This is a genomic window from Rhizobium sp. KNZ14-9A, from assembly GCF_056755015.1.
Genome location: NZ_JBPGXB010000004.1, coordinates 1404708 through 1427579, shown reverse-complemented (window position 1 = coordinate 1427579; position 22872 = coordinate 1404708). Strand labels below are relative to the sequence as shown.

Sequence of the window (22872 nt, the reverse complement as noted above, 5' to 3'; positions counted from 1 at the left end):
CGGTGCATCGGGTTTGACGATCGATGCAAGATCGCTCATCGCCTCTTCAACCCGGCGCGACAGCTCTTCGGATTGGATCTTGTACTGGTCAAAATCCTTTGCAGACGAGTATATCGAAGTGGCAAGGGTCTGGACCATAAAGTGCCTGAACAGCGGTCGAAGCTGATGCTCGATTATCGGGGCATGGCGATAACGGTTGTTTACACGAGTGTCGCAAGACACCTACGCTTGAGGTCCGCGAGGGTCGCATCACTGCGATCACGGGGCCGCGGAAGGTCGACATCGAATACGTCCCGAATACGCCCCGGATTCGGTTCCATAACCAGCACCCGGTCCGCGAGGTACAATGCCTCCTCGACATCGTGAGTCACGATGACGATCGACACCTTGTTCCTCTCCCAAATCGACAATAGTTCGTCTTGGAGCCTCATCCGCAGAATGGAATCCAGCGCGCCGAACGGCTCGTCCATCAGGAGGACTTCCGGTTCCTGCGCCAAGGCACGTGCGATGGCTGCGCGCTGGGCCATGCCGCCTGATAGCTGTCGCGGATATGCCTTGGCGTAATCAGCCAAGCCGACGAGCTGAAGATAGTGAGTAGTCCGTTCCCTCCGCTCCTGCAGCGAAAGACTGGTGTTGTCGAAAGCCAGATCGACGTTTCCCTGCACGGTCAACCACGGGTACAGACGGTGGTCTTGGAACACCATCCCCACCTTCGCGTTTGAACCGCCCTCGGGGGTGCCCCACGCAATGGTTCCCCGGTAGTCCGCGTCGAGACCGACCACCAGCCGGAGCAGTGTGGACTTGCCGCATCCGGATGCGCCGACAATCGCGACGATCTCATTGTGGGCGACCTGGAGGTTTATGTCCTTAAGGACCTGTCGCTCGACGCCTTCGAGGAAATAGGACTTGCTGACGTGCTCAAGCGCAAGAGCGTTCATCGGGTTTCCTGGCTCCATGGTGATATCTTTGCGGTGACGAGTCTGACAGCAGCACAGAGTACAACTCCGCCAGCAGCGAGTGCGAAGACCCCCACGATGACGATGTCCATCCGGAACTGATCCCGAGCGCTGGCAATGTAGCTGCCCAGTCCTCTGCCGTTCCCGATCGCATACTCGGCGCCGATGGTTCCTATCCATGCCGAAAGAACGGCGATCTGCAGTCCAACGTAGACGCTGGGCAGCGCCGCAGGGAGGTAAAGCTTGCGAGCCCGGGTCCATGGTTTGAGGCCGAGCGTCTGGGCGGCTTCGATCAGGGAGACTGGAGCCTGCCCGACACCTTGTTCTGTCGCCAGGAACAGCGGAAAGAACGTCGACAACGCCGTGAAGACCAGTTTTGTGCTCTCGCCGTTTCCGAACCAAGCCGTGAGCAAGGGAATCCACGCGAATAGGGCGACTTGTCGAACTGTGTGAACAGTGGGCGCAAATCCAAGGGCGGCGGTCCGATACATTCCCGCAATGTAACCGAGCACCAATCCAATCAGGCCACCGAGGATGCCTCCCGAGAGCACACGAACAATGCTTGCGAGCAAAGCCGACCAGAGTTCTCGACCGGAGGAATCGATAAAGGGGGTGGCAATGACTGTAATCGGGCTTACCGCCATGGGGCCGGAGAGTATTCCGGTCGATGAAGCGATGAACCAGAGTGCAGCCGCTGCCAACGGCAAAACCGCTCCCTGAGGTACGCTCATTGTCCGCAACGACCGATCAGCCATTGGCGCCGCTCCCCCGACGGATCAGGGCTTCGACGCGCTTCAAAAGCGAATCCAGCGCGAAGCCCACGACACCAACGACGACCATGCCAACGATGACGATGTCGAGCTGAAAGAGAGTGCGTCCCCAGACCATCATGTAGCCAAGGCCGTCGGTTCCCGCGAGCATCTCCACCACGATCAGCGAGACGAAAGCCTGGCTGAGCGACAGTCGGACACCGCTGGCAATGAAGGGCGCCATTGCAGGGATGGTCAGCTTGAAGAACCGAGTGCGCGCGCGCAGACGCAGCACGTCGGCAACTTCGTTCAAGGCATTGGGTACGTTTCTTGCGCCCTCGGCCGTGCTAATCGCCATCGGCACGAAACATGCCTTGGCGAGAATGACGATTTTCAAGCTCTCCTCGATCCCGAGAAGGAGGATTAGTATCGGCAGCCACCCAAGCGAAGGAACAGCGGCCAACGCCCTGAAGGTCGGTCCTAGATAGGCTTCGGCCGTCTTCGATTTCCCGATTAGAAGACCGAATAGAAAGCCGAGGAATGCCCCGATCACGAATCCTTCGGCGATACGGCGGAAGCTGACGATCGCTGCCGCGATGATGTCGCCGCTTACGATTAGATCGATGAAAGTCTGAAGGACCCAATCCGGCTGCGGCAAGACTTGCGGAGACACCCAGCCCTCGTTGGAGGCTGCCCACCAAAGAGCGAGCAACACCCCCGGACCCATGGAAACGAGAATGGAGCTCACGAAGAACGACTTGAACTTCGTAATGCGTACATCCGGTGCGCTGCGAGCGACGCGAATGTCTTCTTCAGCTCCTACCGTTGCCATGTTTTTCCCGATCAGTTCTGAAGTGCACCGGTGGCGGAACGATCAGGCCACAGCGCCTGGAGGTTCAGCTTTTTCACTGCATTGTCGACGTAGGATCGGTCCACCCACGCATCCAGATCGACGTCGCGGCGAATGAGCTTCTGCTCGCGGTCGAAGGCGATGCCGCTCTGGTACCGGGAGACGAAGAAGTCATCGAGACGGGGATTGTATTTCTGCCCCAGCGAGCTCCCGGCATTCGACTTGCTGATCACTTCGATCGGCGATCCGGCACGTGACCAGATCTTGAAGGCTTCGTCCCGGTTCTTGTCGTCTGCCAGCCACTGAGCCGCCTTGACGAATCCCGTCACGACTTTCTGAGTGGCTTCCGGATATGCCTTGCGGAACTTGTCGGTCACGAGGAACGCGCCAAAGCCATCGCCGGAAGCTCCAGCGTCCGAAGACTTGTAGAAGATCTTGGCAACACCCTTGTCCTCGAGGGGCAGCAAGAAGTCGGCGCCGAAGACAGCGTCGACGCTCTTGGCCGCGATCGCAGCAAGCTGGTCGGCATTCTTGAGATCGACGATCGTGATGTCCTTTTCGGACAGCCCAGCGTTCTTCAGTGCCGTGATGAGGCCCCAGTGGATGATGGTCGCCTTTTGGATCGCGACTTTCTTTCCCTTGAGATCGGCGATGGAGTTGATGTCGAGATCCGGGCGGGCGGCTCCGAAGATCGTCGTGCCGCCATACGAGGCTAGGATTACAGTATCTAGTCCATTTGCCTTGCCGATGATGTTCGGTACCGCGCCATACGATGCGAAGTCTAGCTGGCCATTCGAGAGTGCCTCGTTGATGGCTGGACCTGTTCCGGTGAAATACGTGAATTCGAGCTTTGTTGGAGTGCCCTTGAACTCATCCGCGATGAATCCCTTGGCGTCCGCAATGGCCTGAAGCCCGACGCCGAAGGGGGTGCCAAAGCCGAAGCCGACGTCGCCGAAACGGATGGTGGCGGGAGCGTCTTCCGCGTTTGCCCCAACAGCGGAGAAAACCACAGTCGCTGCGAGCAGAATGGTTGAGATAAGTCGTTTCATGCGTCTCTCCAGTTAAGGTGTAATCGTTCCGGTCTCGAAGATCCGGTAGCTCATGTCGCCTGCGGTCCCCCGCGGCTTCGCATTCTTCCAGCCCATCTCGCGACGAAAACTTCCCATGACGCCTCTCGCGACCAGCTCGGCCTCCGTCGAGCCCTCGATCGCTTCCGAGAGGGGCGACACGTACAAGGCGTCCGTCGGACAGAAGAGTTCGCAGAGGAAGCAGGTCTGGCAGTCGGATTGCCGGGCGATGACAGGCGCGCCGTCGGGAACCGCGTCGAAGACGTTGTCCGGGCATGCGTCGACACAGAGGTCGCACTTGACGCAGCGATCCTCGCTGACGATTTCGATCATGATGCTGCGCTCATTTGTTGCTGAGGTTGGAAGGATGCCCAGAGGCTGTCAGTCCCTCCCGAGTTGATCGGACGGGCAAGCAGAGGATTCGCACCGGGGTAATCCGTCCTCCTTTGCAGGCCTCTGCTCTCCTTGCGCAGAAGGGCGCTTTCGGTCGCCCATCGCGCTGTCGCGATCAGCGCCTCGGTTTCGCGCACCTTTGCCCTATCTCCCGAGCGCCACGCCCCGTCGTTCCATAGATCGGACAGGATGCCAGACGCATCGGACAATGACTCGTGGTTTCTGAAGTAGCCGCCGTCCAGGGGCAGGACCTGCTGTTTCGCCTGGTCCAGAACAGAGTCCAGATCGCCACGGATGCTAGATGACGGCACTGCACCACGCTCGTTTGCCGGGCGAGAAGCTCTCGATCTCCAGCTTGCACCGAGAGTGCGAAAGTAGTTTGCCGCGTCCTCTCCAGCCCACGATCCGGTCGCCATCGCCCAGCTTGAATTCGGGCCGCCGCCACCAGTTGATGCTCCCGACATGCCTTGCCGGGTCGCCGCGTCTCCGGCGGCGAACAGGCCTGGCACAGTCGTCGTCGAGCGATCGTCGATCTTGAGACCACCCGTTCCACGGACAGTGCCCTCATGCCGGAGCGTTATCGGAAAGCGTTCCTTGAATGGATCGATGCCCATGCGGTCGAAGGGTACGAAGATATTCGGCTGGCCGCGACGGAAGCCCTCCTGCAGGCGTGGCGACGCCTTGTCGAGAATAGCGTAGACGGAGCCTTTGATCAGTTCGCTGGCGACGGCGCTCTGTCGATCTCCTGGTGCGGTCAGGACGTTGCCCTGCTCGTCACTGAAGGTGCCCCAGAAATAGACGACGCCTTTGGTCACGCTGGAGTAGGCGGGCGATATCCCGTACTGCGCGGAGAATTCCATTCCGGAGAGAACTGCGCCCGCTTCGGCGGCCATCAGGTAGCCATCGCCAGTCAGGTTGTTGGTGCCCAGCGCTCCGCTGAGGAACGCGCACCCACCCGTCGCGATGACAACGGCGCCAGACCGAATCTCCACGGTCTCGCCCGTCCGACGGAACCGGGCGATTGCTCCGGCGACAGCACCGTCCGAGAGGAGCAGCTCCTCTACTGGACAGTGATCGATCACTTTAACCCGCGCCTTGATAAGCTTCTGGCGCATGAAGCGCAGGTAGTCGGGTCCTCGAAGCATTCCGCGATAGGGACGGCCGTCCTCGTAGCTAGGGAAGTCATAGCCCCACTCGGCGAGGAGATCGAGGTTCTCGAGTGTTCGATCCAGTACGCGCTCGACGCGCTCGGCTTCAGTGAAGCCGTGACCCAAACGAACCCGCTGGTCAACCGTCGCCGCGCGTTCGGCTGTGCCGCGTCTTGTGTAGATCGTGGTAGTATTGCCTGCAGCCGTCGCGCCGCTCGTCCCGACGTATCCTTTCTCGATCAGGACGACGCTGGCACCGTTCGTGGCCGCGTTCCAGGCTGCCCAGCAGCCCGCTGGGCCACCACCAACGACGAGTACGTCCGTATCTAGTCTGCCTGCTGTCACGCTCATGGTCCCTCGCATCTGCGAATTAGACTACAAACTATATAGAGTTTATCGAGAAAGTGCTTGCCAGCTTCTCGGCGATTACAGGAAAAAAATTCTGTGTCCGCTGGTCAGCCGTACAAACGCGCCAGAAGCCTTCGAAGCTAGAACGAAAAGCCAGAGTGGGGTTTGGCGTCCGCCGGAGCGAAAGCCTCACCCACGGGCATCAATGACGATGAACCGGAGCCGTTTACCGCGCTGCCTCCCGGCCGACCTGATCAACGGCCTCCTGGTTTGCTGCAGTGCCGCAAAATTTTTCTCCTCTCACCGCTCCCATCGATAAAATCTGCTTTGTCTACGTCTTTGATGGACAATAGCTTACGTCTCAGAACAACAGGGGACGTTCATGAGAAAGTACATTGCTGGAATCGTCGCGCTCGCGGCTTTGACATTGGCGGGCAGCGTCAGCGCCGAAACGATCAAGGTGGGGGTCGTCCCCGGTGTATATGCCGACTCGATCGAGGCGCTGGTTCCTGAGGCAAAGGCTAAGGGTCTTGACATCCAGGTCGTCGAATTCACAGACTGGACTACGCCCAACATAGCTCTGCAGTCGGGCGACATTGACGTGAACTACTTCCAGCACCAGCCATTCCTGGATAACGCCATCAAGGAACGCGGCTACGATTTCAAGAGCGCCGGAATCGGCGTGCTTGCGAACATCGGCCTCTATTCTCTCAAGCACAAGAGCTTCGACGAGATCCCTGACAAGGGCACCGTCGCGATCGCCAACGACCCGGTGAACCAGGGACGCGGCCTCCTTCTCCTGCAAAAGGCAGGCCTTTTAAAGCTCAAGGATGGCGTCGGCTTCAAGGGAACGCTCGACGACATCACCGACAATCCCAAGCACCTGACATTTAACGAGGTCGAAGGACCGCAGCTCTCCCGCGTGACGGCCGACGTCGATCTTGCACAGGGCTACCCCCACTTCATCGTCGCCTCGAAGGCTTTCGATCCGAGCTCGGGACTGCTGTACTCGGGCGTCGACGACAAGCAGTTCGCGATCGTCTTCGCGGTCCAGTCGGCAAAGGTCGATGATGCTGGCATCAAGGAACTGGTCGACCTGTACCAGAAGTCGGACGCCGTGAAAGGCGCAATCGACAAGGCTTTCGCGTCGGATCCCAAACTCTATACGCTCCCATGGGTACATTGAATGCAACGGCACGACGCGTGTCTGATACGGAAGGCGACCGGTCGGAAGGACCAGCGTTGACAGCAGTCCCGGTAGAGCAGGCTCTGCCGGGGCCACTGCATAACGTCGGCACTGTGTCGTTCGTCAATGTTGAGAAGCGTTACAAGTCCTCAGCAGGCGAAGTGCATGCGCTTCGCGGCATTTCTGTCGACGTGCCCGCCGGATCGGTCTACGGGATCATCGGTCGAAGCGGTGCCGGAAAGTCCAGCCTTCTTCGCACGATCAATCGTCTGGAACGGCCGACTGGCGGATGTGTCACGGTCGACGGCGTCGATGTCTCCTCGCTCGATGAGAACGGGCTGGTTGGGCTTCGCCGCAGGATCGGAATGATCTTCCAGCACTTCAACCTCCTGTCATCGAAGACCGTCTGGGGCAATGTTGCGTTTCCGCTGGTCGTCGCTGGCGTTCCGAAGCGCCAAATCGAGGAGCGTGTCGCCGAGGTTCTGGCGCTTGTCGGACTTGTGGGTAAGGAAAAGACTTACCCGTCGCGATTGTCGGGCGGACAAAAGCAACGCGTCGGCATTGCGAGGGCACTGGTTCACCGACCGGAAATCCTACTTTGCGACGAGGCCACGTCCGCACTCGATCCGGAAACGACATTGTCGATCCTCGCGCTGCTGAAGGACATCAACCACCGACTCGATCTTACGATCATCCTGATCACTCACGAGATGAGCGTCATCCGAGAAGTCTGTGATCAGGTTCTGGTCCTTGACGAAGGAAGCGTCGCCGAAGCGGGCCCAGTATGGCAGGTGTTCGGAAACCCGACCCACCCGGCAACGCAAGCACTGCTCCAACCATTGAACCGCGACATCCCCGAAGACGTTCGAAGTCGACTTCGTGGCCAGCCCGATGGGGAGACGACGAGGACGGTCATGGAACTTGCCTACACCGGGCAGGACGGGCTCGAACCCGACGTCGCAGCTATCGCAGATGCGCTGGGTGCGTCGACGCGGGTCTTGCAGAGTTCGCTCGACCGTATTCAGGGACACGTGAGCGGCCGCCTGCTCATTTCCGTCAACGAGGCGAGAACCACGGTGCCTTCGGGCCTCGACGGACTCGCCCATCAGGTCAGGATACTTGGGTATGTCGGCGATGATGTATGAACGCCTGTGGCAGGCGTTGCTCGACACGATTGCCATGGTCGGCGTGTCGTCGCTGATCGCATTTGCGGCAGGCATTCCGCTCGCGGTGTTTCTGGTGCTCGCCCAACCCGGCGGGCTGATCGACGCGCCCAAGACGCAGCGGGTGCTCGCAGCGGTCATCAACGGCTTTCGCGCAACCCCGTTCATCGTGCTTCTAGTGGCGTTGCTACCGCTCACTCGTCTGATCACGGGGACGACCATCGGCGTCTGGGCAGCCGCCGTGCCACTGTCCATCAGCGCCACCCCGTTCTTCGCGCGAATAGCCGAGGTCAGTCTTCGCGAGGTCGATCCGGGCCTCGTCGAAGCGGCGCAGGCGATCGGTTGTCGGAGATGGCATATCGTCCGACACGTGCTGATCCCCGAAGCACTCCCGAGCATCATCGGAGGTTTCACCATCACCCTCGTCAGCGTCATCGGCGCCTCCGCCATGGCTGGTGCAGTCGGTGCTGGCGGGTTGGGAGACATGGCTATCCGCTATGGCTACCAGCGTTTCGACACGACCGTCATGGCGGCCGTGATCGTCGTCCTGATCGCGTTGGTTTGCCTGGTACAATTCGCCGGCGACAGCGCCGTTCGCTATCTGCGCGCCCGCTGATCTGAAAGTTCGATACGACATGATTGACCAGAGTTCACACGCTCCCGACGTAACCCGACGTCGCCCATCGTCGCCCGTGCGACCTTACCTCATCAGGAGCGATCAGGAAGCGTTGGACGTGGCATCGCGTCTGGCGGAGCGCTTCGTGGTCGGCGCGTCCGAGCGTGATTCCAAGAGACTCCTACCGTGGGACGAGATCGATCAATACACTGCGAGCGGCCTGGGTGGGATCACCGTCCCGAAGGCGTTTGGCGGAGCCGAAGTGTCCAACGTCACCCTGGCAAAGGTCTTCGAGATTCTCTGTGCAGCAGATCCAGCCCTCGGCCAGATTCCGCAAAACGAGTTCGGTGTGCTCGCACTGCTGAGGGACGTGGGCTCAGACGGCCAGAAGACTCGAATCTTCGGTGACGTCCTCAATGGGTTCCGCATTGGAAATGCGGGGCCGGAGAAGAAGACGAAGTCGGTGGCCATCAGCACGACATTGCTGCAGTCGACGCCCGATGGTCTTCGCCTGACCGGCCGCCGCTTTTACTCGACCGGGGCGATCTTTGCTCACTGGATACCGACGAGGGCGATCGACGACCAAGGGCGAGCCGTCCAGGTCTGGGCCGCCTACGATGCGCGCGGCGTGACCGTCATCGACGACTGGTCGTCATTCGGGCAGCGCACGACGGCAAGTGGCTCCGTCGAATTCGCCGATGTCCTGGTCGACCCTGAACTCGTCTTCCCCGTCTGGTCCTATACCGATCGTCCGGGGCTTGCCGGACCGATCTCGCAGCTCGTGCAGGCTTCCATCGACTCGGGGATTGCAGCGGCAGCCATCGGCGACGCCGTCGCCTTCGTGCGTGATCGCGCAAGGCCATGGGTCAACTCGGGTGTCTCATCGGCGATTGACGATCCAACGATCATTCACTCGATCGGCAGTCTCTACACGGATCTGCATGCAGCGCAGGCGGTCCTATACGAGGCGGCTGAGACGATCGATCGTGTTGCCAGGGACGAAGTCACCGACGCCTCCAGCGCTTTGGCGTCAGTCGCGGTCGCCGAGGCGAAGATACTAACCACCGAGATCGCGCTTGCCGCGACCGAGCAGCTTTTCGATCTCGGGGGATCGTCGGCGACAAGGGAGGAGCACAATCTCGGTCGCCACTGGCGAAACGCGCGCGTCCACACCCTGCATGACCCTGTTCGCTGGAAGTATCACCTGATTGGCAAGTACGAGCTGACCGGTGCTTACCCTGCCAGACACCAGTGGAATTGAGGCGTCGATGACGAACGCAGTACCTGGATCTTATGCCGACCTCAAGCTACGCCCTGCGTCCATTGCCAGCGACGAAGAGGCGATTGAGGTCGCAACCCGGCTTGCTGACGAGTTCGCGGTGGGCGCCTCGGAACGCGACCGCGACCGGCTGCTGCCCTGGAACGAGTTGGAGGCGTTTAGCGGCAGCGGCCTCTGGGGCATCACTATACCTCGGGCGTATGGCGGGCCGGGGGTCTCCAGCCGAACGCTTGCTGAGGTCATCGCTATCATCGGCGCGGCTGACGGCTCGCTTTCTCAGATCCCGCAGAACCACTACTACGCCCTTGAGGTGCTTCGGGTTGGCGGCAGCGAGGAGCAGAAGCGCTTCTTCTACGACCGCGTTCTTGCGGGTGATCGGTTCGGCAACGCTCTAGCGGAAGTCGGACAGCGCGACTTCACGCGGCGGACGCGGCTGGTTCGCAACGAGAACGGCGCCTTCGTCGAAGGACGCAAGTTCTACTGCACCGGTGCGCTTTATGCGCACTGGATTCCGACCCTTACCGTGGCGGAAGAGGACGGAAGGCAGACTAGCTATCTGGTCTTCGTCCCCCGGAACGCTGCAGGTGTCACCATCACCGACGACTGGGATGGGTTTGGCCAGCGTATTACAGGCAGCGGTTCGGCAGAATTCGAGCATGTGCGGGTCCAACCTGAATGGATCGTCCCGTTCCAGGCGTCTTTCGACCGGGCGACGACGATTGGCCCGCAGGCACAGCTCATGCATGCCGCGATCGATCTGGGGATCGGGCAGGGCGCCTACCGCGAGATGCTCAAGTTCATCAAGGAGCGCTCGCGTCCTTGGATCGACGCCAAGGTCGAGCGTGCCGTCGACGACCCGCTGACCCTTTTTGGCGTCGGCGAGGTCAAGCTGCGGCTTCGTGCTGCGGAGGCCCTGGTTGCAAGGGCTGCGGCACTCGTCGACGCCGCACAGCTCGACATGACGGAAGGGACTGTCGCAGCCGCATCGATCGCGGTCGCAGAGGCGAAGATACTTTCGACAAAGGCGGGACTGTTGGCCGGGACCAAGCTGTTCGAGCTCTCGGGCACTTCGTCCACTCTCTCGGAGGACAACCTCGACCGCTACTGGCGCAACGTGCGAACGCATACCCTGCATGACCCGGTTCGTTGGAAGTACCAGGCGATCGGAAACTACTATTTGAGCGGAAAGCTCCCGCCGCGCCACGGCGCAATCTGAAAGCAGCCAAAGGCGGAGAGAGACCTTGACTGAGAAGAAGCAGATTCTGCTGAATGCGTTCAACATGAACTCCGTCGGCCATATCAATCACGGTCTGTGGACCCACCCGCGTGATCAGTCGCATCGCTACAAGACGCTCGACTACTGGACTTCGCTTGCCCAGACATTGGAGCGTGGCCTCTTCGACGGTGTGTTCTTAGCCGACATCATCGGCGTCTACGACATATACCAGGGTTCTACCGATCTGACCGTCAGGGAGTCGATCCAGTTACCAGTGAACGATCCGCTTTTGCTGGTCTCGGCCATGGCCGCAGTGACGAAGAACCTAGGCTTTGGCGTCACCGTCAATGTCAACTCCGATGCGCCCTATCTATTCGCCAGGCGGATGTCGACGCTCGACCATCTGACCGATGGAAGGATAGGATGGAACATTGTTACCGGATATCTCGACAGCGCGGCCAGAGCGCTCGGGCAGGACGCCCAGGCAGAGCACGACAGTCGATACGACAGGGCCGACGAATACCTCGAAGTGCTCTACAAGCTGTGGGAGGGAAGCTGGGACGACGACGCGGTCTTGCTCGACAAGGCAAACCGGATCTTTGCGGATCCCGGCAAGATACGGCCCATAGCACATGATGGCGCATTCTATCGGTCGCACGGCTATCACTTGAGCGAGCCATCTCGTCAGAGGACCCCCGTTCTGTACCAAGCGGGAACATCGGGCAGGGGACGCCAGTTTGCGGCCCGCCACGCGGAGTGCGTCTTCATCACGGCAACGGACAAAAATGCTGCCCGAGCCGCTGCTAGGGCTCTTCGTCAAGAGGCCGTCGAAGCCGGGCGTCGCCCAGACGATATCAAGGTCTTCGTCGGGACGACTGTCGTCACGGGCGCGACACAGAAGGAAGCCGAAGACAGGCATGCCGAATATATTCGATATGCAAACCCCGAGGCTGGACTTGCGCATTTCTCGGCAAGCACGGGGATCGACTTTTCGAAATACGATCTTGACGAGCCGATCGTCTACGGGACGTCCAACGCAATTCAGTCGGCGACTCAGCTAGCTAAGCAGCGTGGCTGGACAAAACGCCAGCTTCTCGGCGAACTTAACATCGGCGGACGCTATCCGACGATCGTCGGCAACGCCTCGAAGGTCGCCGATGAACTGGGGAGTTGGATCGAAGAGGGGGAGGTCGATGGGTTCAATCTAACCCGTACCGTCGTTCCGGAAAGCTACGAAGACTTCGTCGATCATGTGGTGCCCGCCCTGCAGGATCGCGGCCTCTACAAGACACGCTACGAGCACGGCTCCCTACGACGAAAAATCTTCGGCGAAAGCGACAGGCTGCCGAATTGCCATCCCGCCGGACAATATCGTCCTTCGACGAAAAAAGGTGCAACGGCGGCACGCTAGAAGTCGCCGTCATCGACCGCGCAGGACTGCAGGTCGTCTCCAGTCGGTCCAACTCGGGAACAAGGGAGGGAGATGAAGGACTTCGGAGAGACCTTGCCCAAAGTCCCGGCAACTCACTACAGACATCCCGCCCGACTCCCACGCGAAGTCGGGGCTATAGCAGAAATTCCAATGACAATCACTCACATCGATCGTCCGGCAGCGTCCCCTCTATCGAGAATGAGCAGCGTCAGGTCGTCAGATGCCGCCTCCAGGAACTGGTCGGCGATCTCGATCGGACGGAGCCATTCCTCGCGCCTACATCGCACTAATTTGCTGTATTTGAAGCATTATATGGAGAAGCTCGCGCGGACCGAATCTTGTAACCTCTGTCATGCCCCCAAACACCCCCTGCGCGACAGAGCGCTTACACCCACGCACCGAGCCCGGAACTTCTTCAGAGACTTCGGGAGAACGACCGACGTGCGGCAGCAGGTTGAGCGCGTTCTCTCGGACCAGCTCGCAAGAGCATGTGAAATAGTCAACCGAAATCGAGCCGGAATGATCGCCTTGTGGCCGCGCTGGAGGAACGTGAAGTGATTCGCGGCGAGGAAGTCCGGGGATCGTGGTTCAGGATGCGAACTCAATATCGAAGGCTACCGGCTCGCCGACTTAGGTACAGCGCATGAGGACGGCGATGCTTGGTCGGCCAATCGCTGCGCGTAGTTGCGAGGATTGGCCGCTGTGGCGGTCCGGCTATGTGAAACCTAGCGCGTCGGGCCGGACGCCCTTAGGATGTCGAACGCTTCTTCGACGTGCTCGTGGCTGATCCGGAGCCGAGGCTCCGAAGGATTGTTCGCGTTCCGCTTAGGAAACAGGGTGCCGAAATAATCCGGGCGGCTCTTGAGAAGTGTTCGATCCACGCGGTGACTGTTGCGCTTCTGGACATTGTTCAGGCGCTTTAGATTGGGCAGTTGCGGGCTCACTGGATACAGTCGCCGAGTTTCCCTTTTCAGGTTAGGAAACTTGTGTGAGGGCGGCGAGCAAGGAAATCCTATGGTTCGCGCTTATGGATAAGAGCCGGCGGCGACCATTGACCGCTGTGGATGGCGTCTGGCGCGACGGTTGACCAAATGGAGTATCCCGATGAAAGACATGCGCCACCTCGATCACATTTGGGAACGTCTCCATGCGATGGCCGATGGATCTGCAGGGTCGGCCGCCGTGCAGCTTGCGACGATCGGCGACACTGGCTTTCCGGGCTTGCGAACGGTCATTCTCCGCGACGCGAACTTCGATCAGGCAACGGTCTCCTTCGTCACGGACATCCGGTCGACGAAGGTTAAGCACATCCGAAATCATCCGATGGTCAGTGCGATTGCCTACGACCTCGAGAGCCGCGTCCAGATCACGCTACTTGGCAGAGCCGCGGTCGTGGAGAACGAGGACGCCCGGCGCTCGATGTGGGATCGGCTTAAACCGCATACCCGCAAACAGTTCGAGGCAGCCTTGCCGCCTGGAATTTCACTGTATGATGACGGAAGACCGATGTCGTGGGAGGACGACACGGATCCAATGGAGCCCTACGAACGCTTCGCGCTCATCTCAATCTCAGTTGCCAGCGCCGAATGGCTGGACGTCTCTGGCGATGAAAGGATGAGGTATGCCTTCTATCGGGATCGGCGGCCCAAGTGGCATGGCCTTAGGGTCTCACCTTGATTTTGCGTCTCGGGCTCGATATGCGGGTCATCATGAAATCACGACAACCGGGTCGGCGGAGAAATCAGCCGGACGGCCGTGAGAGCGAGCGATGGATTCCGGGACAGGCGTGAAAGATCGCTCCTCCCGGGGTTTCGCTTCATATGCCGTAACGCGGCCGCCGTATTGATCTTCTCCAGAAATTGAAACGCAGGAAGACCGGAAACCTCGTCGGTAACCGGCGTGAGCATTCCAGACAGTGATCTTATGCGAGGCTTCATTTGTCCGTCCCCACGATGGCCTCGACGTAGAGCGTGAAGAACACCAAGCCGTCAGCGACGGAGCGTGCCGCGCCGCGTTTCGGTATAGGCGTATTCGATTTGCCCCATCGCGACAGGCAGGAGTATGTGGCGTTTCAGCCCTCGAGGAAACGGCTCGTCACATCTACAGTCAATTTCCACAGACTTCGACGCAGCTCCTCACTGTCCCCTGGCGCGATGGGAGTGAGCCTTTTTGCGTTTTTGACGGAGACGTAGTGCCCAGTGTTCGCGCCGAACTTCGGATCGGTTGCGAGGCGCACGATGATGCCGGCACCTTTCGCCGGATTTCCGATCCCCAGCCAGTTCAGAGCTTTCGCGAGGGGACCTGAAAACCCAAGTTCACGGCCGAGGCTCGTAACATTGAACCCTGGATCCAGGCAGTTTACGGCCACCCCGGTGCTTTCAAGCTGTCGTGCCAGCTCCATCGAGAACATGATGCCCAGAAGCTTGGTGCGGCCATAGACCCTGGAGGATCCACGAGCGGTAAAGGGGGCGGTATCCAGAAGGTCGTTGTTGATGTCGAGACTGCCACTCTGACGGGACGCCTCCGACGCAACGGTGACGATACGGGCAGGAGCCGACTGTACCAACGTGTCGCGCAGTGTCATTGTCAGAAGCCACGGCGCGAAATAGTTCACGGCAATCATCTCCGCAAAACCGTCTTTGGTAATGCGTTGTTCGAAGGCATGCAGACCAGCGTTGTTGACCAGCACATCGATATGCGGATGCCGGGCGGCGATTGCTCTGCCGACCGCGACCACCGCTCGAAGATCGGAGAAGTCCGCGTAAAACACATCGATGGCCGCGCCCGGTGCGGCAGCCTCAATCAGCGCGCTCGTGGTTGCCGCCTTCGACTGGCTTCTTGCCGTCAGGATGAGATGGGCTCCCTGGCGCGCCAGCTCTATCGCTGCGAGCTGGCCGATACCGTCGGTGGCACCTGTTATGAGAACTTTCGGACGCTGAGGCATTTGCAAGACCGTATTTGGTTGACATATATCAACTATGCGTTTTTAGTTGATATATGTCCACCACATTAGGGCCCAGGTATTTATGGAAGAAACGCGCGTCGAACATCTCAAGGAGCTGGGCCGGGAGCTCAATGCGCTGCTTGCTGCCTCACGGGCCATCACCATCGCGTCGGCAGAACGGTTTAACCCGAAGCTTCAGCCGGCTGCCTACCAGATTGCGATGATCCTGTCGGCACGAGGCAGCGCAAAGGGCAGCCAGCTTTCGGAATTGCTCGATATGGACAAGAGCGCGGTCAGCAGGCTGTTGAAGTCCCTATGCGATCTGGGGCTGACGGAATCGGCAACCGATCCCGATGATCGCCGTTCGACAATCTATCGGTTGACGGTAGACGGAATCTCCAGGGTTGAGGCATCTATCGAGGTGAAGGCCGGGGCCTTCTACTCCCGCATCGACGGATGGAGCGACGCCGAGCTTGCCCAGTTCAAAGAATTGCTCCGGAAGTTCAATCGGCACGAATAGGGATGCGATTAGTCCTTGATCATTCGACCACTGCGTATCAGGAGTCCGTATTTGACTGCCATCCGATCCGAAGATCCTGTAGTGTGACCAGACGTCGAAATCGAGGATCAGCTGACATGGACGAGGAGGGTTTGGCTGAGATATCGGCCCGCTATGTTCGCTTCGCGGATGAAGAAGCCTGCGGACGTTCGCCGCTCTACGAGGCGTTAGCCCATGCGGTCGCTGGGGACCGGGAGACACTCGGCTTTCTATCGACGCTCCCGGACATGAAAAGGCAACCGAACCTTCTGTTTGCTGCAGTGCGTCACCTGTTCGGCACGCCGACGGACTGGACTGAGTTCCGCCAGGTGCTCCTGGCCCATCCCGACGCTGTCCGTTCGCTGATGCTCGAGCGTTCGACACAAACCAATGAACCAGGAAGGTGCGCCTCGCTGCTCCCCGTCCTGGCGCGATTGCCGCAGCCGCTGGCGCTCCTCGAGGTCGGGACCTCCGCAGGGCTCTGCCTCATGCCGGACCTCTATGGTTACGACTACGGCCACAAGGCGATCCGCGCACCCGAGATGGCCTCGCAGCCGCCTGTCTTCCGTTGCTCCGCCAGCGAGACGACCCCATTGCCGACGGCCGCGCCGCACGTCGTCTGGCGGGCGGGGTTGGACCTCAGTCCAATCGATGTTTCGGATCCTGCGCAAGTCGCATGGCTTGAGACACTAGTCTGGCCGGAGCAGCCGGAACGGCTTGCCAATTTGCAGGCGGCCGTGAAGATCGCCGCCACGGTCAAGCCACGGATCGTAAAGGGTGACCTGCGCGGGAGCGAGTTCGTTCGGCTCTGCAGCGAAGCTCCAAAGGACGCCACCCTTGTCGTCTTTCACACTGCCGTCCTCGACTACATCTCCGACCCCGCAGACAGGGAGGCTTTCGCCGACCAGGCGATGCGTCTCGCTCCATATTGGGTATCGAACGAGTTCCCCCGCGCATTCCCGTCCATCGCCACGCGCGCAGGAACAAGTTGGCCACCCGGGCGCTTCCTCCTGTCCGTGAACCGCTCTCCTGTCGCCTGGACCGACCCGCATGGAGCTTCGCTCGCATGGATCGCGGACGAGGCTTAAGGGCCTGGCCTGAATATCGCACACAGCATCGGGCTTGACCGGGGGCTGCATCAAGGCGGGCGCGGGCGGAACTTGCCCACCACGACCGACACGAACGATATCTAAGGCGGGTCACTTCTCGGCGCAAATTCCGGGCCAGCTCTCAGTGCAAATCAACGATCCGGCTTCGCTGACCCGGAGCAACTACCTCAAGCGGTCATCACTACACGCCCGAAGGGACGCCCCTCAATCAGATAGCGAACAGCATCGGGCGCCTGGTCGAGCGGGAACGTCTTGGCGACGGTGGGCTGTAGCTTTTTCTCCGCCAGATATTCCCGGAGTTTCGCCTGGGCCGCGCCCAGCTTTTCCGGAGTGAACAGTCTCATCGTAAAGCCTCGGATTGTGGCGGCCTTCCAGATAATGTCGGTCACATCGACTTCCGCTTCACGGCCTCCGGCATAGCCGACAACTGCGAGCATTCCGCCCTGTGCGAGTGACCCCACCGAGTCCTTCGTGAGCGTGCCGCTTACGCCGTCGATAACGACGTCTACACCCTTCCCTTTGGTTATGCGCATCACGCCGTCCCTCATGCCCTCCTTGGAGAGATCGATGACGTGCTCGTATCCCGCGGCCTTGGCCTGCTGGGCCTTGGCTGTCGTGCTGGCCGTGGAAATGGCTTTCGAAGCTCCGAAAACCTTTGCGAGCTGCACCGCTTCCATGCCAACTGCACCTCCGATGCCCGGAGCAAGGATGGTTTGGCCCTCTTTGAACTGCGTGAATTCGGTGAGTACCAGATAGGCAGTCAGGTATCCCGCCCCCGCTAGGAAGGCAGCAGCGTGAGCGTCGTCAAGATGGACCGGGACCTTGGCCAGTCCGGCTGCGGGAGCAGCGACGTATTCGCGCCAGGTGCCGTCAGCGACGAGACCAAAGCCACGTCCGGTCACGAACACCCGGTCACCAACTGCGAAGTCCGCGGATTTTGATTCGGCAACGATGCCCACACCCGTCTGGCCACCGATACGCGGCAGGTTTTCAGGGGTTGCTGCGTAAAAGTGGCCCGATCGGAATGTGTTGTCGAGAGGATTGATGCCGAACGCTTTCATGTCGACGAGAACCTCGCCGTCGGCGGCGTGGGGCTTCGGCAGGTCCACCACCTGATTCTGATGGTAGTCGCCGTAAGCCTGATACTGGACTGCTTTCATGTCGAATTTCCTTGTGTGCGGGGATAAATGTTGCTTGGAGCCTAAGGCGGACTTCCGCAGGTGGTTTAACTTTGCTACTGGATTAGCTATACGCAAGTGGTTTAACTTTGCAACTGATTTCTTTTCATGGTATGGTCTGTAAGATGGTGTGGGCGGCGTCGCCCTCGTGTTGAAGGAAACTGACATCTTGAAGGGAAAGCGCACGAGTTTCGAGAAAAGCGCATGCGCCATAGCGCGCTCTGTGGGCGAAATCGGAGACTGGTGGTCTCTGCTGATCGTTCGCAACGCCTTCTATGGCACGCGTCGATTCAGCGACTTCCAGAAAAGACTGGGTCTAGCGAAGAACATTCTTGCAGCCCGCCTCAAGAAGCTAGTGGACGAACGAATCCTTGAGATGATCCCAGCTTCGGATGGCAGCGCTTATCAGGAGTATGTGCTGACCGAAAAGGGCAGGGATCTGCATGTGATCATTGTCGCTCTCTGGCAGTGGGGGAGAGGCACACGTTCGAACCTGGGGAACTCAAGGCGAGCATGGTGGACAGCAAGCGCCACGAGGTGCTGCTACCTGTAGTACTCAAGGCGTCTGACGGACGTGAACTGGACGGTTACGGATTTGAGTGGCAACAATACGAGGCAACGCAGTAGGCCCGGAATTAATCAAGGTGGTCATCCTGCAGCTTGTTGATCTCTCGTTCACAGATCTGCGGACGCTTTTAAAACTGTATGCCGATGATGGTGAATATGGACGCCGAGCGACAGTCCCACATCTGGCGGTTGAGTGCTCGAGCCTCTTCGTTGGTCGTCGTTTCGACCCACAGCATCCCCGCTGTCATAGAAAAATTGCCTAAACGGGTTCGCCCTCTTTCGAAACGATGGTGGATCCGTATGGCTCGCGTGACGTGATCATGATTGCATCGTCCGGTGCCGGGCGCGCGAGATGCTGCGCTTCTTCCCAGGGCGCGTTCATCCAGATATCCGTCTCCTCCTTCGTCATCAGCAGGACGGGCATCGCCTTCCAGTGGATCGGCCTAACGACCTCATTGGGGTTCGTCGTCAGGAAGCCGTAAAGGTCGTCCGTCGTAAGCCCGTCCTTGACTTTTCGGACGCTGGTCCACTGCGGCACATGGATCCCGGCGAAGAACATCAGCTCCTGGCTTTCATCCCTTCCGAACCAGGCATTCGGGACTTTCCCTCCCGGCTCCTGACTGGCGGGATCGGGTTCTGCGAAAGTCGTCACGGGCACGATGCATCTGTGTTCGATGCCGAACCATTGCCTCCAGTGCTTGAGATGGAGCTTCCGGACGTTCGTCACGCCGCGATCTGGCTCCATCCTGATCAGTTCGTCCATATCGAAGGGCTTCCCCTTCGCCGCGAGTTTCGCGGCCCGGCCCTCGGCAGCTTCCTCTTGGACGCGCGTCGGAGATGGCAGTCCCCAGCGGGCATGGACGAGCTGCTTGCGGCCGTCCGCGGTGTTGCGGACGATGGGACCCATCTGGTCAGGGTTCATCTGATACCTGGGCATGGGGTTGATCATGCTCTCGGCATCGATCGCCCATTTCCGAACCCAATCAATGTCGTCCATGCGGTAAAGATTGCACAAGCCACACCTCCCGTCGGTTGGGATGCGCAACGTAGCCGACCGGAATAAGGGTGCCAACACCCGCGATCTGGAAAGCGCCGACAACCGTTCCTATTTCATGTCGTATAGGAATTCAGGGAGGTTATCATGCCAGAACCTGCCAATCGCGCGGGAGAATGTCCGCTTGTCGAGATCCTGCCCCCGGCGCGGTTTTCGCACTGCGGAAGCGTCGTCTGCGATTGCTGCCATCAAAGAAAGAGCAAGGACGAGTTCGACGAGGATGCTTTCGGCATCTGTTCTGAGTGCATCGGCTCAGATGTGATTGTCGTCAACCTTGTGGTCGGTGTTCGCGAGAGTGACCATCAATAATCAGTTGCGTCGCGGTTGCTCACCGCACATCTGTCCTTGGAGCACCTGCGGGCTTCAATGTTTTGCGAACAATCGGCCCGAACTGGGTCCCGACCATCAAAGCACATGGCCTTCATCTCTGGCGAGGCAATAGAAGTCCGCAAAAGCGACATCGATGTCACCCTTGAATGGAAACTTCATCGGTTCGGTCACACCGAGTTCGCCGTCGCAATGGCAGACACCGCAAGCACGATTGTTCTCTCTGTCGATCGCGATGGTGAAGGCACCGACAGGGATGCACGACGCCATGTCGACGGTGCCTGCGCCATAGAATTCATATTTTCCATTGCCGTCTGTCGTCACTAGGAATGCGGGACCGCGGCGACCCAAAGCCCCGACTAGGACCGTGCGAATGTCGCGATGGATCTGGTGAATGTTCAAAGCTTCTGGCGGTGTCCAATAAGTGCCAGTCGGGTCCTCATAGGGCTCCTCTTCGCACAGGTTATCGTTCGGCAGATTGCTCATCGCCGTCATCCTCCTTCTTGGTGGTGATGTTCTTATTATGTTCTCATTCTTAAAGGAGTCAAGGACGACGTTTCGGAAATGCTAAAATGCCATCTTGAAATTCCATGCGGGGGAGAAAGCCCGATTAAGCGGGCGGCCTTCGGGTTTGCGGGATTCGCGGATGAATCCTGCAAACCTACAATGACTGCTTCGCGCCCCAATTGCAGTCGTTCCACCCGCATGATGTGAGGGGGAGACCAAGCACCAGTTTCAGCCGCAACATTTTGAGGGGCGCGAGCACGCCGCTTGCAGACGTCGCGGGGTTGACTAGCGCAATTCGAGATTAATCGCGGAAGCGCATTCAACAGAAGCAGAGAATATCGGGATTTGTGCTTGCGCTGGTTGTCGGATGGTCGCAAAGCCATGTTGTAATGCGCCGCAAGGCCGCAATCGACATTGACCTATTTAAATTCGGAAAACGAAAGTCTCTCTATGCCTCTCCAGCTTTCCCTGCCCCGTGACCGAATTTCCGTGCTTCTGCTCGAAGGCATCAGCCAGAGCGCCGTGGACTATTTTTCGTCTTGCGGATACACCAACCTCGTGCATCTGCCGAAAGCGCTTGATGACAGGGATCTCAAGAGACATATCGCCGATGCGCACATCATCGGCATTCGTTCCCGAACGCAACTGACGGAAGAGGTTTTCGAATCTGCCAAGAAGCTGATCGCGGTCGGCTGTTTCTCCGTCGGCACGAACCAGGTCGATCTGGAAGCGGCACGCCGCCGCGGGATTCCGGTATTCAACGCGCCTTATTCGAATACGCGCTCGGTGGCCGAGCTTGTGATCGGCGAGATCATCATGCTGACGCGGCAGATCTTCCCACGCTCGGCGTCGGCGCATCAGGGCGGATGGGAGAAATCTGCTGTCGGCAGCCGAGAAGTCCGTGGAAAAACCCTCGGCATCGTCGGCTACGGAAATATCGGCTCGCAGCTGAGTGCTCTTGCGGAAAGCATGGGCATGTTGGTGCGCTATTTCGATCTCTCCGATAGGCTGCGCCGCGGCAATTCAGAATCGATGGCTTCGCTCGGCGAGCTTCTGGAAATCTCGGATTATGTGACGATGCACGTTCCGGAAACGCCATCGACGCACAATATGATCACCGAGGCCGAACTGCGTCGCATGAAGAAGGGCGCCATCTTCATCAACAATTCCCGCGGCACGGTGGTCGATCTCGGCGCTCTCGCAAAGGTCTTGAAAGAGGGCCATCTGGCAGGTGCGGCGGTCGATGTGTTTCCCAAGGAGCCGGCATCGAACAAGGAGCGTTTCGAAACGCCGCTGCAGGGCCTGAGCAATGTCATTCTGACACCGCATATCGGCGGCTCGACAGAAGAGGCCCAGGAGCGCATCGGCGGGGAAGTCTCCAGAAAGCTGGTCGAATATTCCGACATCGGCTCGACGATGGGTGCCGTCAACTTTCCGCAGGTCCAGTTGCCCGAGCGCCCGAACGGTACGCGCTTCATCCATGTTCACGAAAACCGTCCCGGCATGCTCATCCAGTTGAATGAGATCTTCTCGTCCCGCGGGCTGAATATCGTCGCCGAATTCCTGCAGACGCATGGCGACACGGGGTACGTGGTTATCGAAGTCGAGGACATGTCCCAGACAGCCGACGATATTCTTCAGGCGCTACGCGAGATACCGGGAACGATCAGAACGAGATTGCTGTACTGACGCATCGAGCAATTTGCATCGGCATGGAGACGCGTAGGCGCTCCACGCCGCCTGCAAAGGTGGTTTTTAATGCGAGGCGAGAGCAGCCCGATTAAAGCGGCGGGCGGCCTGCTGAAGTACGTGATCGCGGGTGGACTCTGCTAATCTACGAGGGCTGCTGCGCGCCAAAAGGAGACATCCGCCGCGCGCAGAGTGGCGGCTGGCACCGTGTTTTTTGACGAGTTCTGCGCGGACATAGCTTCCTGTTCGGCCGCAGGCCCGGCACTCCACTTCGATGATCGGATCGCGAACCTGACGAAGGGTCGAGGACAGATCGAGGGGCTTTCTTGGCTTACCGGGCAACGATGGCTCCATCACGAGACGGCGGGTCAATATGCGGCCAGCGATGCAAAGGCAATCCCTAGAGGGCCGACAAAATTTTTTCAATAAAGCCGGTTACTTACGAGATTCGGCTACGTCCCTGATTCATCGAAATAATCTTCGGTTTAACTAAAGTAATGGGATCGTTTTCCTATTTTCCAGTGTCTTGACTCGGATTTCCGGAAGGAACATTACA

At 59.2% G+C, this 22872-nt stretch carries 21 protein-coding genes; 11 read left to right on the top strand and 10 right to left on the bottom strand.

All coding sequences use genetic code 11. From position 1 onward, the window contains the following. Positions 1-200: 200 nt before the first annotated feature. Genes ACR9ZQ_RS36935 through ACR9ZQ_RS36910 form a run of 6 tightly spaced genes read right to left on the bottom strand, consistent with a single transcriptional unit; the run spans position 201 to position 5514 of the window. Entirely contained in the window at positions 201-938 is a 738-nt protein-coding gene (locus tag ACR9ZQ_RS36935; RefSeq protein WP_481430292.1) for an ABC transporter ATP-binding protein, read from the bottom strand. Then, a complete protein-coding gene (locus ACR9ZQ_RS36930) occupies positions 935-1711 on the bottom strand; it encodes an ABC transporter permease (protein ID WP_481430291.1) in 777 nt (258 codons plus the stop codon). The genes ACR9ZQ_RS36935 and ACR9ZQ_RS36930 overlap by 4 nt, the downstream gene beginning before the upstream one ends. After that, on the bottom strand, positions 1704-2537 hold the full coding sequence (locus ACR9ZQ_RS36925; protein ID WP_481430290.1) for an ABC transporter permease: 834 nt from the start codon (positions 2535-2537) through the stop codon (positions 1704-1706). The genes ACR9ZQ_RS36930 and ACR9ZQ_RS36925 overlap by 8 nt, the downstream gene beginning before the upstream one ends. Positions 2538-2548: 11 nt before the next feature. After that, the gene (locus ACR9ZQ_RS36920) at positions 2549-3604 is read right to left on the bottom strand and encodes an ABC transporter substrate-binding protein (RefSeq protein ID WP_481430289.1); all 1056 of its coding nucleotides are present in this window, start codon (positions 3602-3604) and stop codon (positions 2549-2551) included. 12 nt (positions 3605-3616) lie between these two features. Continuing rightward, positions 3617-3955 (bottom strand): 4Fe-4S binding protein, encoded by a 339-nt coding sequence (locus tag ACR9ZQ_RS36915; protein WP_481430288.1) that lies wholly within the window; start codon positions 3953-3955, stop codon positions 3617-3619. Next, a complete protein-coding gene (locus ACR9ZQ_RS36910; RefSeq protein WP_481430287.1) occupies positions 3952-5514 on the bottom strand; it encodes an FAD-dependent oxidoreductase in 1563 nt (520 codons plus the stop codon). Before ACR9ZQ_RS36910 ends, ACR9ZQ_RS36915 begins: the two co-directional genes overlap by 4 nt. 379 nt (positions 5515-5893) lie before the next feature. Here ACR9ZQ_RS36910 and ACR9ZQ_RS36905 point away from each other — a divergent pair, with 379 nt between their 5' ends. The 7 genes from ACR9ZQ_RS36905 to ACR9ZQ_RS36875 all read left to right on the top strand — a co-directional run bounded on the left by ACR9ZQ_RS36905 (position 5894) and on the right by ACR9ZQ_RS36875 (position 14080). Then, positions 5894-6697: a MetQ/NlpA family ABC transporter substrate-binding protein gene (locus tag ACR9ZQ_RS36905; protein WP_481430286.1), complete on the top strand. Its 804-nt coding sequence runs from the start codon at positions 5894-5896 to the stop codon at positions 6695-6697. A gap of 17 nt (positions 6698-6714) precedes the next feature. Beyond that, complete coding sequence (locus ACR9ZQ_RS36900; RefSeq protein WP_481430285.1) at positions 6715-7842, top strand: methionine ABC transporter ATP-binding protein; 1128 nt, start codon at positions 6715-6717, stop codon at positions 7840-7842. Beyond that, positions 7823-8476, top strand: a complete 654-nt coding sequence (locus ACR9ZQ_RS36895; RefSeq protein WP_481430284.1) for a methionine ABC transporter permease — start codon at positions 7823-7825, stop codon at positions 8474-8476. The genes ACR9ZQ_RS36900 and ACR9ZQ_RS36895 overlap by 20 nt, the downstream gene beginning before the upstream one ends. A 19-nt stretch (positions 8477-8495) precedes the next feature. Next, on the top strand, positions 8496-9737 hold the full coding sequence (locus ACR9ZQ_RS36890; RefSeq protein ID WP_481430283.1) for an SfnB family sulfur acquisition oxidoreductase: 1242 nt from the start codon (positions 8496-8498) through the stop codon (positions 9735-9737). A 7-nt stretch (positions 9738-9744) separates the two neighbouring features. After that, the gene (locus ACR9ZQ_RS36885) at positions 9745-10971 is read left to right on the top strand and encodes an SfnB family sulfur acquisition oxidoreductase (RefSeq protein WP_481430282.1); all 1227 of its coding nucleotides are present in this window, start codon (positions 9745-9747) and stop codon (positions 10969-10971) included. Positions 10972-10996: 25 nt separating this feature from the next. Next, on the top strand, positions 10997-12382 hold the full coding sequence (locus ACR9ZQ_RS36880; RefSeq protein ID WP_481430281.1) for an LLM class flavin-dependent oxidoreductase: 1386 nt from the start codon (positions 10997-10999) through the stop codon (positions 12380-12382). Between the two features lie 1173 nt (positions 12383-13555). Continuing rightward, a complete protein-coding gene (locus ACR9ZQ_RS36875) occupies positions 13556-14080 on the top strand; it encodes a pyridoxamine 5'-phosphate oxidase family protein (protein ID WP_481430280.1) in 525 nt (174 codons plus the stop codon). 394 nt (positions 14081-14474) lie between these two features. Here the strand turns inward: ACR9ZQ_RS36875 and ACR9ZQ_RS36870 are convergent, their stop codons facing one another. Further along, positions 14475-15347 (bottom strand): SDR family NAD(P)-dependent oxidoreductase, encoded by an 873-nt coding sequence (locus ACR9ZQ_RS36870; protein WP_481430279.1) that lies wholly within the window; start codon positions 15345-15347, stop codon positions 14475-14477. 82 nt (positions 15348-15429) lie between these two features. Here ACR9ZQ_RS36870 and ACR9ZQ_RS36865 point away from each other — a divergent pair, with 82 nt between their 5' ends. Next, a complete protein-coding gene (locus ACR9ZQ_RS36865; RefSeq protein WP_481430278.1) occupies positions 15430-15867 on the top strand; it encodes a MarR family winged helix-turn-helix transcriptional regulator in 438 nt (145 codons plus the stop codon). Positions 15868-15983: 116 nt separating this feature from the next. Then, positions 15984-16973 carry a DUF2332 domain-containing protein gene (locus ACR9ZQ_RS36860; RefSeq protein ID WP_481430277.1) on the top strand — a complete coding sequence of 330 codons (990 nt, stop codon included), beginning with the start codon at positions 15984-15986 and terminating at the stop codon, positions 16971-16973. A 188-nt stretch (positions 16974-17161) separates the two neighbouring features. Here the strand turns inward: ACR9ZQ_RS36860 and ACR9ZQ_RS36855 are convergent, their stop codons facing one another. Further along, complete coding sequence (locus tag ACR9ZQ_RS36855) at positions 17162-18154, bottom strand: quinone oxidoreductase family protein (RefSeq protein WP_481430276.1); 993 nt, start codon at positions 18152-18154, stop codon at positions 17162-17164. 187 nt (positions 18155-18341) lie between these two features. On the opposite strand from ACR9ZQ_RS36855, the gene ACR9ZQ_RS36850 reads away from it, so the two are divergent. Continuing rightward, entirely contained in the window at positions 18342-18725 is a 384-nt protein-coding gene (locus ACR9ZQ_RS36850; RefSeq protein ID WP_481430275.1) for a winged helix-turn-helix transcriptional regulator, read from the top strand. 273 nt (positions 18726-18998) lie between these two features. Here the strand turns inward: ACR9ZQ_RS36850 and ACR9ZQ_RS36845 are convergent, their stop codons facing one another. After that, positions 18999-19754: an SOS response-associated peptidase family protein gene (locus tag ACR9ZQ_RS36845; RefSeq protein ID WP_481430274.1), complete on the bottom strand. Its 756-nt coding sequence runs from the start codon at positions 19752-19754 to the stop codon at positions 18999-19001. Positions 19755-20198: 444 nt separating this feature from the next. Continuing rightward, positions 20199-20606, bottom strand: coding sequence for a hypothetical protein (locus tag ACR9ZQ_RS36840; RefSeq protein WP_481430273.1), 408 nt, complete (start codon positions 20604-20606; stop codon positions 20199-20201). A 471-nt stretch (positions 20607-21077) separates the two neighbouring features. Here ACR9ZQ_RS36840 and serA point away from each other — a divergent pair, with 471 nt between their 5' ends. Next, positions 21078-22316, top strand: coding sequence for a phosphoglycerate dehydrogenase (serA, locus tag ACR9ZQ_RS36835; RefSeq protein ID WP_481430272.1), 1239 nt, complete (start codon positions 21078-21080; stop codon positions 22314-22316). Positions 22317-22872 lie beyond the last annotated feature (556 nt).

Coding starts and splice junctions, on each gene's coding strand:
- ACR9ZQ_RS36840 (WP_481430273.1), bottom strand. CDS start 20,606: ATGAGCAATCTGCCGAACGATAACCTGTGCGAAGAGGAGCCCTATGAG.
- ACR9ZQ_RS36925 (WP_481430290.1), bottom strand. CDS start 2,537: ATGGCAACGGTAGGAGCTGAAGAAGACATTCGCGTCGCTCGCAGCGCA.
- ACR9ZQ_RS36885 (WP_481430282.1), top strand. CDS start 9,745: ATGACGAACGCAGTACCTGGATCTTATGCCGACCTCAAGCTACGCCCT.
- ACR9ZQ_RS36930 (WP_481430291.1), bottom strand. CDS start 1,711: ATGGCTGATCGGTCGTTGCGGACAATGAGCGTACCTCAGGGAGCGGTT.
- ACR9ZQ_RS36875 (WP_481430280.1), top strand. CDS start 13,556: ATGGCCGATGGATCTGCAGGGTCGGCCGCCGTGCAGCTTGCGACGATC.
- ACR9ZQ_RS36855 (WP_481430276.1), bottom strand. CDS start 18,154: ATGAAAGCAGTCCAGTATCAGGCTTACGGCGACTACCATCAGAATCAG.
- ACR9ZQ_RS36860 (WP_481430277.1), top strand. CDS start 15,984: ATGGACGAGGAGGGTTTGGCTGAGATATCGGCCCGCTATGTTCGCTTC.
- ACR9ZQ_RS36915 (WP_481430288.1), bottom strand. CDS start 3,955: ATGATCGAAATCGTCAGCGAGGATCGCTGCGTCAAGTGCGACCTCTGT.
- ACR9ZQ_RS36920 (WP_481430289.1), bottom strand. CDS start 3,604: ATGAAACGACTTATCTCAACCATTCTGCTCGCAGCGACTGTGGTTTTC.
- ACR9ZQ_RS36895 (WP_481430284.1), top strand. CDS start 7,823: ATGTCGGCGATGATGTATGAACGCCTGTGGCAGGCGTTGCTCGACACG.
- ACR9ZQ_RS36870 (WP_481430279.1), bottom strand. CDS start 15,347: ATGCCTCAGCGTCCGAAAGTTCTCATAACAGGTGCCACCGACGGTATC.
- serA (WP_481430272.1), top strand. CDS start 21,078: ATGCCTCTCCAGCTTTCCCTGCCCCGTGACCGAATTTCCGTGCTTCTG.
- ACR9ZQ_RS36865 (WP_481430278.1), top strand. CDS start 15,430: ATGGAAGAAACGCGCGTCGAACATCTCAAGGAGCTGGGCCGGGAGCTC.
- ACR9ZQ_RS36905 (WP_481430286.1), top strand. CDS start 5,894: ATGAGAAAGTACATTGCTGGAATCGTCGCGCTCGCGGCTTTGACATTG.
- ACR9ZQ_RS36890 (WP_481430283.1), top strand. CDS start 8,496: ATGATTGACCAGAGTTCACACGCTCCCGACGTAACCCGACGTCGCCCA.
- ACR9ZQ_RS36910 (WP_481430287.1), bottom strand. CDS start 5,514: ATGAGCGTGACAGCAGGCAGACTAGATACGGACGTACTCGTCGTTGGT.
- ACR9ZQ_RS36935 (WP_481430292.1), bottom strand. CDS start 938: ATGAACGCTCTTGCGCTTGAGCACGTCAGCAAGTCCTATTTCCTCGAA.